Source organism: Streptomyces sp. 8N706 (assembly GCF_052245415.1).
Taxonomy (GTDB): domain Bacteria; phylum Actinomycetota; class Actinomycetes; order Streptomycetales; family Streptomycetaceae; genus Streptomyces.
The window spans coordinates 44,235-58,126 of sequence record NZ_JBQQBW010000042.1 but is presented as its reverse complement, the minus strand read 5'-3'; the positions used below and the strand labels follow the sequence as shown (position 1 = coordinate 58,126).

The 13,892-nt window shown below is 72.5% G+C and carries 14 protein-coding genes and 1 pseudogene; 3 read left to right on the top strand and 12 right to left on the bottom strand.

All coding sequences use genetic code 11. The features are described 5' to 3' along the window. Positions 1–742 (top strand): SCO3374 family protein (locus tag ACTWQE_RS18050; protein ID WP_443329979.1); only part of this gene is annotated, 742 nt, incomplete at its 5' end. Here the strand turns inward: ACTWQE_RS18050 and ACTWQE_RS18045 are convergent. The 10 genes from ACTWQE_RS18045 to ACTWQE_RS18000 all read right to left on the bottom strand — a co-directional run bounded on the left by ACTWQE_RS18045 (position 673) and on the right by ACTWQE_RS18000 (position 9,672). Further along, positions 673–1,008 carry a histone-like nucleoid-structuring protein Lsr2 gene (locus ACTWQE_RS18045; protein ID WP_443329978.1) on the bottom strand — a complete coding sequence of 112 codons (336 nt, stop codon included), beginning with the start codon at positions 1,006–1,008 and terminating at the stop codon, positions 673–675. The two genes, ACTWQE_RS18050 and ACTWQE_RS18045, sit on opposite strands and share 70 nt — an antisense overlap. Positions 1,009–1,143: 135 nt before the next feature. Beyond that, positions 1,144–1,662 carry an amino-acid N-acetyltransferase gene (locus ACTWQE_RS18040; protein WP_443329977.1) on the bottom strand — a complete coding sequence of 173 codons (519 nt, stop codon included), beginning with the start codon at positions 1,660–1,662 and terminating at the stop codon, positions 1,144–1,146. 9 nt (positions 1,663–1,671) lie between these two features. Continuing rightward, complete coding sequence (locus tag ACTWQE_RS18035) at positions 1,672–2,067, bottom strand: BlaI/MecI/CopY family transcriptional regulator (protein WP_443329976.1); 396 nt, start codon at positions 2,065–2,067, stop codon at positions 1,672–1,674. A gap of 117 nt (positions 2,068–2,184) precedes the next feature. After that, positions 2,185–2,373, bottom strand: a complete 189-nt coding sequence (locus ACTWQE_RS18030; protein WP_443329975.1) for a hypothetical protein — start codon at positions 2,371–2,373, stop codon at positions 2,185–2,187. Between the two features lie 17 nt (positions 2,374–2,390). Beyond that, positions 2,391–3,206 carry a hypothetical protein gene (locus ACTWQE_RS18025; RefSeq protein WP_443329974.1) on the bottom strand — a complete coding sequence of 272 codons (816 nt, stop codon included), beginning with the start codon at positions 3,204–3,206 and terminating at the stop codon, positions 2,391–2,393. 475 nt (positions 3,207–3,681) lie between these two features. Next, the gene (locus ACTWQE_RS18020; protein ID WP_443329973.1) at positions 3,682–4,479 is read right to left on the bottom strand and encodes a type III pantothenate kinase; all 798 of its coding nucleotides are present in this window, start codon (positions 4,477–4,479) and stop codon (positions 3,682–3,684) included. Then, positions 4,479–5,528 (bottom strand): carboxylating nicotinate-nucleotide diphosphorylase, encoded by a 1,050-nt coding sequence (nadC, locus tag ACTWQE_RS18015; RefSeq protein WP_443329972.1) that lies wholly within the window; start codon positions 5,526–5,528, stop codon positions 4,479–4,481. Before nadC ends, ACTWQE_RS18020 begins: the two co-directional genes overlap by 1 nt. Beyond that, positions 5,525–7,564: an L-aspartate oxidase gene (locus ACTWQE_RS18010; protein WP_443329971.1), complete on the bottom strand. Its 2,040-nt coding sequence runs from the start codon at positions 7,562–7,564 to the stop codon at positions 5,525–5,527. The genes nadC and ACTWQE_RS18010 overlap by 4 nt, the downstream gene beginning before the upstream one ends. An 82-nt stretch (positions 7,565–7,646) precedes the next feature. Then, a complete protein-coding gene (panC, locus tag ACTWQE_RS18005; protein WP_443329988.1) occupies positions 7,647–8,762 on the bottom strand; it encodes a pantoate--beta-alanine ligase in 1,116 nt (371 codons plus the stop codon). 1 nt (position 8,763) lies between these two features. Then, complete coding sequence (locus ACTWQE_RS18000; RefSeq protein WP_443329970.1) at positions 8,764–9,672, bottom strand: Rossmann-like and DUF2520 domain-containing protein; 909 nt, start codon at positions 9,670–9,672, stop codon at positions 8,764–8,766. Positions 9,673–9,813: 141 nt separating this feature from the next. Here ACTWQE_RS18000 and ACTWQE_RS17995 point away from each other — a divergent pair. Beyond that, positions 9,814–10,142, top strand: a pseudogene (locus ACTWQE_RS17995) (threonine aldolase); the annotation flags it as partial. 68 nt (positions 10,143–10,210) lie between these two features. Here ACTWQE_RS17995 and ACTWQE_RS17990 read toward each other — a convergent pair. Together ACTWQE_RS17990 and ACTWQE_RS17985 are read right to left on the bottom strand one after the other, a co-directional pair. Further along, entirely contained in the window at positions 10,211–10,903 is a 693-nt protein-coding gene (locus ACTWQE_RS17990; RefSeq protein WP_443329969.1) for a response regulator, read from the bottom strand. Positions 10,904–11,085: 182 nt separating this feature from the next. After that, entirely contained in the window at positions 11,086–12,282 is a 1,197-nt protein-coding gene (locus ACTWQE_RS17985; protein WP_443329968.1) for a sensor histidine kinase, read from the bottom strand. A gap of 124 nt (positions 12,283–12,406) precedes the next feature. Here ACTWQE_RS17985 and ACTWQE_RS17980 point away from each other — a divergent pair, with 124 nt between their 5' ends. Next, positions 12,407–13,576, top strand: a complete 1,170-nt coding sequence (locus ACTWQE_RS17980) for an SAM-dependent methyltransferase (RefSeq protein WP_443329987.1) — start codon at positions 12,407–12,409, stop codon at positions 13,574–13,576. The last annotated feature ends 316 nt before the right edge of the window (positions 13,577–13,892 follow it).

Genomic DNA, 13,892 nt, shown 5'->3' with positions numbered 1-13,892 from the left:
CCCCGGCCGCCCTGCATTCCTCGACCCCGGCCACCCTGCATTCCCCCACCCCGGCCACCCTGCATTCCCCCACCCCGGCCACCCTGCATTCCCCCGCCCCCGTCGGCCGCTCGAAGCACGGGCCGACGACGACTCCGTACGGCGCTGGTACGAGCGCGGGCTCGGCTGGGCGACGGCCGCGACCACCGCGGCAGCCGAGTCCGTCGGGGGCGGCCCCGTGGAGCTGCCCATCGGGACGGAATTCGACGTTCTGGAGATGCCCGCGGATGCCGGCTTCGCCGTGCTGCGACGCGTACCGCGCACCGGTCCGGTGGCCCTCCACGGGCAGAGCATGCGCATGCTGGTCGCTCCGGGCACTGCGGAGCGGCTGCCGGAGCTGCTCGACTGGCTGGAGTGGGGCGGAATCGCCCTGGACCTGGTCGCCCTCGGCCCCGGCGACCGGATGCCCGCACCGCTGCCGACGGGCTCGCGGGAGGCCGCCGACGGCCGGACGTGGCCGGTGTGGCTGCGGCCCCCCGAGCCGGGGTGCGAGGTGGAGCCGGCACTGCCCGCGGTGACCCTTGGGGGCGGGTCCCGCGGCGGGGGCGACACAGGCGCCCCTGATCTCGTACGGATCGTGGGCACGGCGGCGACGGAGTGCCACCGGGCCCGGTTGCTGCGCGCCGCGAGCGCTCAGCCGTTCGCCTTCTCGTATGCCTCGCGCACGGTGGCGGGAACGCGGCCTCGGTCGTTGACCTCGTAGCCGTTCTCCTTCGCCCAGGCGCGGATCTTCGCGGTGTCCTGGCCGCCGCCCGACGCCGAGCGCGCCTTGCTCCGGCCGGCCGCGGCGCGGCCACCGGTGCGACGCCCGCTCTTGGCGTACGGCTCCAGCAGCCCGCGGAGCTTGTCCGCGTTGTCGGTGGTGAGATCGATCTCGTAGGTCTTGCCGTCCAGCGCGAACGTCACGGTCTCGTCCGCCTCGCCACCGTCGAGGTCGTCGACAAGAAGGACCTGAACCTTCTGTGCCACTGGATTTCCTTTCATCGAAAAAAGCGGTACGCGGAAAGGAAACCGCCTTTCTCGAAAAAACACAAACCCCTGGGTGAGGTTCAGCAGTGCATCCACGCGGGAAACATACGCGTTTCGGACATAGAGCTCTCTCGTTCACAGATGCAGAAGCATCCGGCTGTTGCCGAGGGTGTTCGGCTTCACCCGTTCGAGACCGAGGAACTCGGCCACACCCTCGTCATAGGAACGCAGCAGCTCGCTGTAGACATCACCATCGACCGGCGTCTCCCCGATCTCCACGAAGCCGTGCTTCGCGAAGAAGTCGAGTTCGAAGGTGAGGCAGAAAATGCGCCGGACACCGAGCCAGCGTGCGGTCTGCAGCAGCTTCGCCAGCACCTGGTGCCCGACTCCGGTTCCCTTCAACGCCGGATCAACCGCCAGCGTCCGTACCTCCGCGAGGTCTTCCCACATCACATGGAGTGCACCGCAACCGACGACTTCGCCGTCGTCGTCGCGCTCGGCCACCCAGAACTCCTGGATGTCCTCGTAAAGGGTCACCATCGCTTTGTCGAGCAGGATCCCCTCGGGCACGTACGCGTCGATGAGACGGCGGAGCGCGGGTACATCGCTCGTCCTGGCCCGGCGGACTGTGACCTCTTTTGATACTGGGGACATGTGGGGACGCTATCGCTCCGCGTCTCCCGGCCCGCCATCGGGATCGTCGAGTTGTACGACGCGCATGGCGTCCCGCAGGGCTTCCCGCTGTTCCGCCGACATCATGCCGAAGAAGGCGACTAGTGCGGCGGCGGGGTTGTCACTGGTGGACCAGGCCTCGTTCATGAGTGCCGCGGAGTACGCGGCGCGGGTGGAGACCGCCTCATATCGATAGGCGCGGCCTTCCGCTTCCCTCCGCACCCAGCCCTTCTGATACAGGTTGTCCATAACGGTCATGACCGTCGTGTAGGCGATGGTGCGTTCCTGCTGAAGGTCTTCCAGCACTTCTCGAACGGTGACCGGGCGGTTCCACTGCCACACCCGCGTCATCACGGCGTCTTCCAGGTCACCCAATCGTCGAGGCACATTGGAATAATAGTGGCAGATGTCCAGAATGCCGGTTGATTTTCCCAGCGAAAAGGCGTACGCCCGGGACGGATGTTCCCAGTCGTACGCCCTGTTGGTGATCGGGTGATCGGGTGCTCAGGTCCGAGCGTCGCCGCTGTTCGAAGCCTGCGGGTGCGCCGCCTCGGCGCGGGAGAGCGCGGCGTCCACCGCGGCATCCTCCTTGGCTTTGTTGGCACCGCCCTGGCTCTTCACGATCGTCACGACCAGCGCGATGAAGGCAATGGCCATCACCATGGGGGGCAGAAGCGCGGAGACGTATTCCATGACTCCAGAGTAGCCAGTCAGCCGGCGGCCAACCGCTCCAGGCCGTGATGCGGCGGCCCCTGGGGGCGGCGGCGCGGCGGGAACACCTCGGCAGGCGTGGGCACCGGACGCCCGGGAGGCTCGGCCGGGGACGGCTCGCCGGGAGTCTTCTCCGGCCCCGGCTTGCGTTGGGGCTTCGGCTCGGCCTTGGGCTCGCCCTTGGGCTCGCGCCTCGGCTCACCCTTCGGTTCGGACTCGGGTTCGGCCTTCGGTTCGGACTTCGGTTCGGACTTCGGCTTGGGGCCGGGCCCCGGCTTGGGCTTGGGCTTGGACGGCTCGTCGGCCGCCGCCCGTCCGCCGGGCAGAGCGACCAGGCGGACCGTGTCTTCCGCAGGGCGGGCCGGGGCCTGGCGTACGAGCCGGGCACGCAGGGCCTGCTCGGCCAGCACCTCGCAGCGGTGCAGCAGCACACGCCGGCCCTCGCCCTCGGCTCCCGCGGCCGGTCCGGCCGGGGCCGCGCAGAGTCCGCGCAGTGCGGCGAGATCCTCGGCGCCGGGGATATAGCCGGCCGACAGGGCGTCCTGGAGCCGCTCCACATAGCCGCCGGCGGCGCCGGGGAGGGCGGCGCGGTAGCGGGCGAGGTCGGCGATGAGAAAGGCGCGCAGCCTCCCGCCCTCACGGACCGCCTCGTCCACGGCTTCGGCGAGCCGGAACAGCTCCTGCACCTCCCCCTCCCGGCCGGGTCCGAGGGGAGCGGAGGCGGGCTGCAGGGCGAGCGCGAGGGCGCGGCGCAGGACGCGCAACTCGTCTGCGCTGAACGCCATGGCACCGCGGGAACCGTAGGGCGTGGGCATGGACCGACTTTAAGTGCTAAGCGGACAAATTTCTCATAGCGCAGCACGTCGGGGGTGTCGGCCGCCCCCTGGGCGGGGCGGGTCGAGCGGAGATCGCTGATGCGGCGCAGGGCTGTGGCGCCCGCGGGCGGCGACGACCCCCGCCGCGGCAGCCCGGCACAGGTGGTTCGCCGCCGAGCCCACAGCGATCGGAGCGACACTGCTGGCGGTCGTACGGGGCGGGCAGCCCTCCGGCCGACCGCTGCCCGGCTAAGGAGCCGCCCGGCGCGGCGGGGCCTGCCGAAAGGCCAACGGGGCGGGGCCTGCCGAAAGGCCAAGGGCGTACTCGGGCTGCCCCGAGGGCCCGCCGGCCGGTCGGAGCGCCGTGGACACCCTGGGCAACAAGCACCCAGACATCCCCAGCCACCTCCTCAGTCACCCCAGCCACCCCAGCCACCCCAGGCACCAACGGTCGGCACGGTCGCCGGACCAGGGCCTAACTGCGGGACACGTTGCGCTGGTAGACCAGGCGGAGCCCGATGAGCGTCAGCCAGGGCTCGTGCTCGTCGATGACCGAGGACTCGCCGAGCACCATCGGCGCGAGGCCGCCGGTGGCGATCACGGTGACCTCGTCCGGGTCATCGGCGAGTTCGCGCGCCATGCGCTCCACGACGCCGTCGACCTGGCCCGCGAAGCCGTAGAGGATGCCGGACTGCATGGCCTCGACGGTGTTCTTGCCGATCACGCTGCGCGGGCGGGCCAGTTCGATCTTGCGCAGCTGGGCACCGCGCACACCCAGGGCGTCCACGGAGATCTCGATACCGGGCGAGATCACACCACCGACGTACTCACCGCGGGCCGAGACCGCGTCGAACGTCGTGGCCGTACCGAAGTCGACGACGACGCACGGGCCGCCGTAGAGCTCGATGGCCGCCAGGGCGTTGATGATCCGGTCGGCCCCGACCTCCTTCGGGTTGTCCATGAGGATCGGGACGCCGGTCTTGACGCCCGGTTCGACGAGGACGGCGGGGACGTCGCCGTAGTAACGGCGGGTGACCTCGCGCAGCTCGTGGAGGACGGAGGGAACCGTCGAACAGATGGAGATGCCGTCGATGCCGTCGCCCAGCTCGTCCCCCAGCAGGGGGTGCATACCCATCAGGCCCTGGAGGAGCACGGCGTGTTCGTCGGCGGTGCGGCGGGCCTCGGTGGAGATGCGCCAGTGCTCGACGATCTCCTCGCCGTCGAACAGGCCGAGGACGGTGTGGGTGTTGCCGACATCGATGGTGAGCAGCATCAGCCCTGCTCCTCGCACAGGTCCAGGCCGATGTCGAGGATCGGCGAGGAGTGGGTGAGCGCGCCGACGGCGAGGTAGTCGACCCCGGTCTCCGCGTAGTCGCGGGCGGTCCGGAGGGTGAGGCGGCCGGAGGACTCCAGACGGGCCCGGCCCGCGACGAGCTCGACGGCCTCGCGCGTCCCCTCCGGGGAGAAGTTGTCGAGCAGGATGAGATCCGCGCCTTCCCGGAGCACGGGCTCGATCTGGTCGAGGCGGTCCACCTCGACCTCGATGGGCACGTCCGGGAACTCTGTCCGTACGGCCTTGAAGGCCGCCGCGACCCCGCCCGCGGCGACGACGTGGTTGTCCTTGATCAGCGCGGCGTCGGACAGCGACATCCGGTGGTTGACGCCGCCGCCGCAGCGGACCGCGTACTTCTCCAGGGAGCGCAGGCCCGGCGTGGTCTTACGGGTGTCGCGGACGGCCGCGCCGGTGCCTTCCAGGACGTCGGCCCACGCGCGCGTGGCGGTGGCGATGCCGGACAGACGGCAGAGCAGGTTGAGGGCGCTGCGCTCGCCGGTGAGGAGGTCGCGGGTGCGGGTACGGACGGACAGCAGCTTCTGGCCGGGCACGACGCGGTCGCCGTCCTCGACGTGCCGCTCGACCTCGAACTCGTCGGTGCAGACGACGGAGAGGATCGCCTCCGCGATGCGCAGGCCCGCCACCGTACCTGCCTCGCGGGCCGTGAAGTCCCCGGTGGCGACGGCGTCCTCGGGGATGGTGGCGACCGTGGTCACGTCCACCCCGTGGTCGAGGTCCTCCTCGATCGCCATATGCGCGATGTCCTCGATCTGGACCGGGTCGAGGCCCGCGTCCACGAGCAGTTCCGCGAGAGAGGGGTCGAGACCGCACTCCATCGGGTCGAGGCCGAAGGCGTCGTCGTCCCCCTCGCAGCCGCAGACGTCACCGCAGCCTCCGCCTCCACTGGACAGGCCGTCGTCGGCCGGGGGGCCGCCGATCTGGAGCAGGGGGAGGTCCACAGGCTGTGGACGGTCGTCGGCGGTGCTCACGTTTTACGACTCCCTCGCGGGGTTGATGGGTCGGTCCGATGGGACAGCGGAGAACGCCGTCCGGCTGCCTGCTGCGGGGTGGTGGCCGGAGCGGGCGTGGGCCTGTCCCGGTCCGCGGTTCCGTCGTCGGCGCCCGGCGGCGGGGTCACCGGCGGGAAGTCTGCCGTTCCTGTGGTGCTGATCACCAGTTCTGCCGACGGAGTGAGCCGCGCCGCCAGGTGGCGGCGCCAGCGCTCGTCGTCGCGGTCGGGGTGGTCCTCGCGCCAGTGGCAGCCGCGGGTCTCCTCGCGCCGGCGGGCCATGGCGACCAGAACCCGCGAGACGAGCAGGAGGTTCGTGGCCTCCCAGGTCTCGACACAGGGTTCGGCGGTCTTCCCGTCCCGGCCCAGGTCTGCCACGGCCTCGGTGTGCAGGGCGTCCAGGGCCAGAGCCGCCGACGCGAGACTGTCGGCGCTGCGGAGGACGCCCGCCCCGTTGGTCATGATCCGCTGGATCACGAAGCGGGACTCCAGGCCGAGGAGGGGTAGGGCCGAGTGCCCGCCGGAGGCGTGACCGGAGCCGCGCTCGCCGGTCGCCGGGACCGTGGCGGGGGTCTCGGAGGCCGCTTCCGGTGCGGAGGACGCCGGGTGATCCGCGTGCTCCGCTCCCGGGCCGCTCCCGGCAGGCGGCGTCTCCCGTGCGGAGGCCGCCGCCCGGTCCGCACCCGCACCCGAAGCACCGTCGGAAGTGATGTCGGCGGCGATGCGCTCGGCGAAGACCAGGCCTTCGAGGAGGGAGTTGGAGGCGAGGCGGTTCGCGCCGTGCACCCCGGTGCAGGCGACTTCGCCGCACGCGTAGAGACCGGGGACGGTCGTACGTCCGCGCAGATCGGTCCGTACGCCACCGGACGCATAGTGCGCGGCGGGCGCGACCGGGATGGGCTCGGTCACCGGGTCGATGCCATGGGCGCGGCAGGCGGCGAGGATGGTGGGGAAGCGGTTCTCCCACATCCGGGCACCGAAGTGACGGGCATCCAGATACATGTGGTCGACGCCCTGCTCCTGCATACGCCGCATGATCCCCTTGGCGACGATGTCGCGGGGGGCCAGCTCGGCCAGCTCGTGCTGACCGCGCATGAAGCGTTCACCGTCCGCGTCGACGAGGTACGCGCCTTCGCCGCGGACGGCCTCGGAGACCAGCGGCTGCTGTCCCTCGGCGTCCCGGCCCAGGTAGAGGACGGTGGGGTGGAACTGGACGAATTCGAGGTCGCTCACCTCGGCTCCGGCACGCAGCGCGAGGGCCACACCGTCTCCGGTGGAGACAGCGGGGTTGGTCGTGGCGGAGAAGACCTGCCCCATGCCCCCGGTGGCGAGGACGACGGCGCGGGCGTGGACGGCCCCGACGCCGTCGCGCTGCCCCTCCCCCATGACGTGCAGGCTGACGCCCGCGGTACGGCCCTCGTCGTCGGTGAGCAGATCCAGGACGAGGGCGTTCTCGACGGTCTCGATCCTCCCCCGTCCCTCGTCGGACGCGTCGGGAGCGGCTCCGGCGTCGCGCACGGCTTCGACGAGCGCCCGGGAGATCTCCGCACCCGTCGCGTCGCCCCCCGCGTGCGCTATCCGGCGCCGGTGGTGGCCCCCTTCACGGGTCAGCGCGATCTCACCGGTCTCCTCGGACGTGTCGAAGTGCGCGCCCGTCGCGATCAACCGCCGTACGGCGTCGGGTCCTTCGGTGACCAGGGTGCGTACGGCCCGCTCGTCACAGAGCCCCGCGCCCGCGACCAGGGTGTCGTCGAGGTGCTGTTCGGGGGTGTCGCCCTCGCCGAGCGCGGCGGCGATGCCTCCCTGTGCCCAGCGGGTGGAGCCGTCGTCGAGCCGCGCCTTCGTCACGACGACGGTCCTCCGGCCGGCGGCGGCACAGCGCAGCGCCGCGGTGAGACCGGCGACACCGGATCCCACGACGACCACATCGGCCTCGATGGCCCAGCCGGGCGCGGGGGCACGCAGGGTGAGCGGATGCGCCTCGGGTGCGGCCGGGGGTATGTGGGCGGCGGTCATCGATCGCTCCAGGAGAAGGCGGGCGCCGCCGCGGTCAGGGGCGCGACGGCCGCCAGGCCTCGCTGCGGGGTGGGGTGAGGCCTCATCGGGCGGCTCCGAACTGCAGACGGACGTTGTCGATCAGGCGCGTCGTACCGACCTTGGCCGCCACCGCCAGCACGGCCTCCCCGCGGAAGTCCGGCGGGACGTCGGTGAAGTCGGCGGCGTCGACCAGCGCCAGATAGTCGACGTCGAGCGGCGGGTCGAGGCGGGCCGCCTCGTCGAGGACGGCCTGCCCGGCGGCGCGTACGGCATCGGGGTCGGCGACGGCCGCGGGGGCGCCGGAACCGTCGGCGCGGGCGGAGCGGTCCACGCCACCTCCCGCGTGCGTGGGTGCGACGGCGCCGCCCGCGTCCGGCTGTGCGACGGCACCGCTCGGGTCCGGCTGTGCGGCGCTCGGGTCGGGCGGTACGAGGTCGTCGCCGCCCCCCTCCTCCGGTACGGCGACGCCGCCCGCGGCGAGCCGTCCCGCCTCACGGGCCGCGAACAGCGCCCGGGACAGTGAGAGCGCCGTTTTCCGCTCCTCCCCGGAGAGGTAGCGGTTGCGGCTGGAGAGCGCGAGGCCGTCCGATTCCCGGACCGTGGGGACGCCGATGATCTCTACGTCCTGATCCAGCCCCAGATCGAGCACCATCCGCCGGATCAGCGTCAGTTGCTGTGCGTCCTTCTCGCCGAAGACGGCGTAGTCGGCGCCGGTGATCCCCAGGAGCCGGTTGACGACGGTGAGCATGCCGTCGAAGTGGCCCGGGCGGGTGGCGCCTTCCCAACGCTCGCCGATCGGGCCCGCGGCGATCCGTACCTGCGGCTGTCCGTGCGGGTAGACGGTGTCGACGGTCGGGGCGAACACCACGTCGGCGCCCGCCGCCCGGCACACCTCCACATCCGCGTCCAGGGTCCGCGGGTAGCGGTCGAAGTCCTCGTTCGGGCCGAACTGGAGCGGATTGACGAAGACGGTCACCACGACCATGCCCGTCTGCCCCGCGCGGCGGCGGGCCTCACGGATCAGCGTGGCGTGGCCCTCGTGCAGGGCGCCCATCGTCATCACCACGACGGTGCGGGTGTTGTCCTCGAACCAGTCGTCCTCGACGTCCTCGAGTTCACGGCGGGTGCGCGCCAGATGGACCTGGCGCTCCTTCACCGCGGCGCGCTTGCCGAACATCTCAGCGACCTCCGTCCGAGAGGACACCCAACAGGTCCTCCGCCAGCTCCGGCTTCAGCATCCCGTGCGCGAGGGCGCGGTCCGCGGTCGTACGGGCCATCGCCAGGTATCCGGCGACGGCCTGGGGCGCGTGCTCGCGCAGCTCCGCGATATGGGCCGCGACCGTGCCGGCGTCACCGCGGGCGACAGGCCCCGTGAGGGCGGCGTCACCGGAGCGCAGAGCGTTGTCCAGCGCGGCGCCGAGGAGCGGGCCCAGCATCCTGTCGGGGGCCTCCACACCGGCTGTACGCAGCAGTTCCATGGACTGGGCGACCAGGGTGACGAGGTGGTTCGCACCGAGTGCGAGGGCCGCGTGGTAGAGCGGGCGGGCCGCCTCCTCGATCCACTCGGGCTCCCCGCCCATCTCGATGACCAGCGCCTCGGCGGCCAGCCGCAGCTCCTCGGGCGCGGTGACCCCGAAGGAGCATCCGGCCAGCCGCTGCACATCGACGGCCGTGCCGGTGAAGGTCATGGCGGGGTGCAGGGCGAGGGGGAGGGCGCCGGCGCGCTGGGCAGGTTCGAGGACGGCGGTGCCGTAACGGCCGGAGGTGTGCACCAGCAGCTGCCCGGGGCGTACGGCGCCGGTCTCGGCCAGCCCTTCGACGAGGCCCGGGAGGGCGTCGTCGGGCACGGTGAGGAGCACCAGCTCGGCATCGGCCAGGACCTGGGCGGGCGGTACGACGGGGACCTCGGGAAGCAGGGCCGCGGCCCGCCGCAGAGAGGCGTCGGAGACCCCGGACACGGCGACCGGGCGATGCCCGGCGAGCTGCAGGGACGCGGCAAGCGCGGGCCCCACACGGCCCGCCCCGACAACGCCGACAGTGAGCCGCGCGGGGCGGTCCTTGGGATCTGGGTGATGTGGTGCGTTCACGCGGGGACGGCCTTCCGTTCCAGTCCGCCAGGGGTACCGGACGTGTCCTGGCCATGCTACGCGAGTGTTTCCGGAGGATTCTGCGCTGTCCACCGCCTGTGGACAGACGCCTCACGGGAGTCCGCCGGCCCCGTGACGGGCGGGCTGGACCGGGAACCGCCGCGGCTGCCTGAGTACGTGGCCCACGCCAAGGTCGTCGCGAAGGCGCTGCGGGACGCCCTGACGGCCGTTTTCCGGATCCCAGCCGGAGCCCCCTCACACCCCTCAGTTCCAGGTGTGGCTGCCCACCGGGCGGAGGTGCTGAACGAAGCCGGGGTGCGGCAGCCGGCGAAGACCGGGACGGCGCTGTGCCGGGTGTGGGGCGACGCACCGGTACCGGCCTCGCGGCGACGGAGGTGACCGTGGCGGCACCCGGGCTGGAATGGACGGCGACGGATGTCGCGGAGGCGGTCACGGGCTTCCTGGAGCGGGATAGCCCCGTTCCTGAAGAGGGCGGCGGTGCAGGGGTGCTGACCGCGGGCGCCCGAGCGCGGAGCCGCTACGGGGCGCCCCCGCCGCCCGCCCGGACGAGCCCCGTCTCGTACGCCAGCACCACCGCCTGCACCCGGTCCCTCAGGTCGAGTTTGGCGAGGATACGGCCCACATGCGTCTTCACCGTGGCCTCGGAGAGGACGAGCCGCGCCGCGATCTCGCCGTTCGACAGGCCCTGCGCGACCAGGAGCAGCACCTCCCGCTCCCGTTCGGTCAGCCTCTTCAGCCCGGTGAGCGCAGGTTCCGAACCGGCGCTCGGAAGCATGGGGCTGAAGCGGTCCAGGAGCCGGCGGGTCGTGCTGGGCGCCACCACGGCGTCCCCGCTGTGCACGGCACGGATCGCGGCCAGCAGCTCGGCCGGCGGCACGTCCTTGAGCATGAAGCCGCTGGCGCCGACCTTCAGTGCGGAGAAGGCGTACTCGTCGAGGTCGAACGTGGTCAGGATCAGAACGCGCGGGGCGCCGGTGCCGTCCCGGCCGGAGCCGGCGCAGATACGGCGGGTCGACTCCACCCCGTCCATCCTCGGCATCCGGACGTCCATGAGGACGACGTCCACAGTCGTGCCGCGCAGCACCTCCAGGGCCTCCGTGCCGTCCCCGGCCTCGGCGACGACCTCCATGTCGGGCTGCGCCTGCAGCACCATGCGGAACCCGGTGCGCAGCAGCACCTGGTCATCGACGAGCATCACGCGGATCGACATCTGCGATGTTTCCCTTTCGTGCCTTCGTGCCTTCGTGGCTGGGCAGTTGAACCGTGGTGGGCCGGTCTTCCGGCCGCGGGTTCGTCCGGGCGGGTCGCCGTTGTCGCCGACGTCGCCGGTGTTCGGTCGTACGGTCATGCGGTCGCGGGCCGACGGGCAGCGCGCCCGCACCCGGACCCGGGTCAGTGGGCCGGCTTCAACGGCAGCACCGCGCTGATCCGGAATCCCCCTCCCGGTCGCGGCCCCGCGTCGAGCCGACCGCCGACCATACCGACGCGCTCCCGCATCCCGATCAGCCCATGGCCGAGGCCGTCCGCGCCGCCCTCCTGGTACAGCTCCTGCTGCGCCCCTCGCCCGTCGTCCTCGACGAGCAGGTCCAGTTCGGCGTCGCCGTAGGTGAGGCGGACGATCGCACCGGCTTCCGGGCCGCCGTGCTTACGGGTGTTGGTGAGCGCCTCCTGCACGATCCGGTACGCGGTCAGCTCGACGCCGCTGGGCAGCGGCCGCGGGCTGCCCTCGACCTTGAAGTCCACGGCGAGCCCCGCGCCCCGCACCTGCTCGATGAGGTCGTCGAGCTGTCCGACGTCGGGCTGCGGCACATAGTCGCCGCCCTCCCCGGGCTCCCCCGTGCGCAGCACCCCGAGCAGCCGCCGCATCTCGGCGAGCGCCTGGCGGCCGGTGCCGGAGATGGTCTCCAGGGCCTGCTTGGCCTGCTCGGGCGCCGCGTCGAGGACGTACGCGGCACCATCCGCCTGCACGACCATCACCGACACATTGTGGGCGACCACATCGTGCAGCTCCCGGGCGATCCGGGCCCGCTCGGCGGCGACGGCCATCTTCGACTGCGCCTCCCGCTCCTTCTCCAGGCGCGCGGCGCGCTCCTCGAGCTGTGCGTAGTACGCGCGGCGGGTGCGGAGCGAGTCGCCGAGCACCCAGGCGAGCGCGAAGGGGACGGTCATGAAGACCGTGGCGACGGTGTGCTCCCAGCCGCTCATATACCCCTCCGACCAGCGGAGGTTGGCGATCGTCGGGGCGGTGAGGCCGCCGATGAGAGCGAAACGGGAGGCCCAGAGGGCACCGTTGGCGGCCGCGGTGTAGATGGCCACCAGCATCGCGAAGTCGGCCGGGAACTTCCCGACGTCCGTGACCAGCTGGGCGACGCCCGCTCCGGCCGCCAGCAGCAGCGCCCTCTCCGGGGCACGGCGGCGCTGGGAGATCACGGTGCACAGCGCGAGCGTGATGACGACCGCCGCGATCCGCTGCCCCCGGCCGAGGCCGTCCTGCAGCATCCACAGGCTGCTGGGCCCGAGCAGGAGGACGGCCCAGAGAGTATCGACCTCCGTCGGATGCCTGCGGAGGAAGGCGTAGAGGCGCTGCACGTCACCCAGCGTAGGTATGGCACATACGTGCAGGGGTCAACCGGAGGGCCGATCCTGCGCCGGAGGCGTACTCCGCAAGGTGGATGGATCCGGCGTACGCCCTCGCCCCTACGGTGGGGGCGTGGTGAGCGACACGGGACGGTGGCGGGGCTGGCGAGAAGCGGCCGAAGAGGCGCTCTACGGCGCGGAGGGCTTCTTCGTACGGGAGCGGCCCGCGAGCCACTTCCGTACCTCCGTGCACGCGTCCCCGCTCTTCGCCTCGGCCGTCGCCGAGCTGCTGCGCCGGGTGGACCGGGCGCTGGGCGGGCCGGACGAGCTGGCGCTGGTGGATGTCGGGGCGGGCCGAGGTGAGCTGCTGGAAGGCGTCCTGGCGGCGGCGGACCGGAACCTGCGCGCACGGCTGCGGCCGTGCGCCGTGGAGCGCTCGGCGCGGCCGGCGGGGCTCGACCGGCGCATCGACTGGCGCGGTGAGCTCCCGGAGGCGGGGTCCGTGACAGGGCTGGTGTTCGCGAACGAGTGGCTGGACAACGTGCCCGTGGACATCGCCGAGACGGGGACGGACGGCACGCTCCGGTATGTGCTGGTCCGGGCGGACGGCGCGGAGACCACGGGCGGGGCCGTCTCGGACGAGGACGCCGCGTGGCTGAACCGCTGGTGGCCGCTGACAGGGGAACCGGGGCTGCGCGCGGAGATCGGCCGCCCGCGGGACGAGGCGTGGGCACGGGCCGTCCGCTGTCTGCACCGCGGTCTCGCCGTCGCCGTCGACTACGCCCACACCCGCGCGGACCGGCCGCCCTTCGGCACGCTGACGGGCTTCCGCGACGGCCGTGAGGTCCGGCCCGTACCGGACGGGTCGTGCGACATAACGGCGCATGTGGCGCTCGACGCGTGTGCGGAGGCGGCGGGAGCCGGGGCGGGTACGGACCCGGACGGGCGGGCGGCGGACTCCCGACCCGCCACGCGCGCGTGGGCACCCGGACCCACCCCGCTGCTGCCCGGTGGCCCCACCGGACCCGCACTGATCACGCAGCGCGATGCCCTCCGGGACCTGGGCGTGGCCGGCGGCCGTCCACCGCTCCTGCTCGCGTCCAGCGACCCCGCCGCCTATCTACGGGCCCTGAGCTCGGCCGGTGAGGCAGCGGAACTCACCGACCCGGCGGGCCTGGGGGCGTTCGGCTGGCTGGTCCAGCCGGTGGGTGTGGCGGGAGAGGACCCGGCGGTTGCCGCGCGGGAGCCGTCGGAGGCGGGTCGCGGCGGAACGGCGGCCGGGCCTGCCGGACAGCGAGATGCGTGATCGATCCCGGTCCGTGGCCGGCCACGGCTGGTGACACGTCTCGACGTAGCCGGGTGGGGTCGTGACCGGACGGAGGCGGTAAGGGACCGCCCTGGTTCGGACCTCGGGGTGGGAGGTACACGGCCGTAACCGACCACCGGCGTGGGTACGGCCGCAACCGACCACCGGCATGGGCGGACCCGGCCGTGGCCCGACCACCGGCGTCGTCAGGACCGGGTCGTCATCGGGTGAGCAGCACTCGCCGGTGCCGTGCTCATCGTGTCGCGGCCTGAGGACAACGGCGTGAGGGCGGAATGATCGGACGCAGCGGCGACCG